At 60.5% G+C, this 474-nt stretch carries 1 pseudogene; it reads right to left on the reverse strand.

From position 1 onward, the window contains the following. Nucleotides 1-461, reverse strand: a pseudogene (locus tag ARGLB_RS21730) (hypothetical protein); the annotation flags it as partial. Between the last annotated feature and the right edge of the window lie 13 nt (nucleotides 462-474).

Genomic DNA, 474 nt, shown 5'->3' on the forward strand with positions numbered 1-474 from the left:
TCCGGCGACAACCCCTGCCGGGCCTTCTTCAGCCGGTTCATGTGCTGACGGATCAGACGATCCCGCTGTTTCCGGAACCGGACGGATTCGTCCTCGGTGGCTTCCTTGTCCTTGAGGTACTGATAGATTGACCCGTCCATTTGCCGGTGAATCGGGGCCACGTCCTTGAGCGTTGCCGGGGCGTTCTCATGTATCGAGGCCGCCGGAATCTGGTCCGGGTGCTGGCTGACAAGCGACGCGAGAACGCTGGTCGGGGTCAGATGGTTGGTGGCGATACTCTCCCTGATGCTCGGGTCGGAGTCCTGGGCCAGGATGGCGATGACTTCCGGCGACAGGTCGTCGCGGCCGGCCAGATGCCACTTCTTGTGATGGGTTCCCGTTGTGGCGATCTTCTCGTGAAGTTCCTTTGGCTGCTCCGGGAAGTACTGGCTGTCATAGGTGTACTCGAAGGAGAAATCCATGGCCTCAGCCTAA

The organism is Arthrobacter globiformis NBRC 12137, from assembly GCF_000238915.1.
GTDB classification, from domain to species: domain Bacteria; phylum Actinomycetota; class Actinomycetes; order Actinomycetales; family Micrococcaceae; genus Arthrobacter; species Arthrobacter globiformis.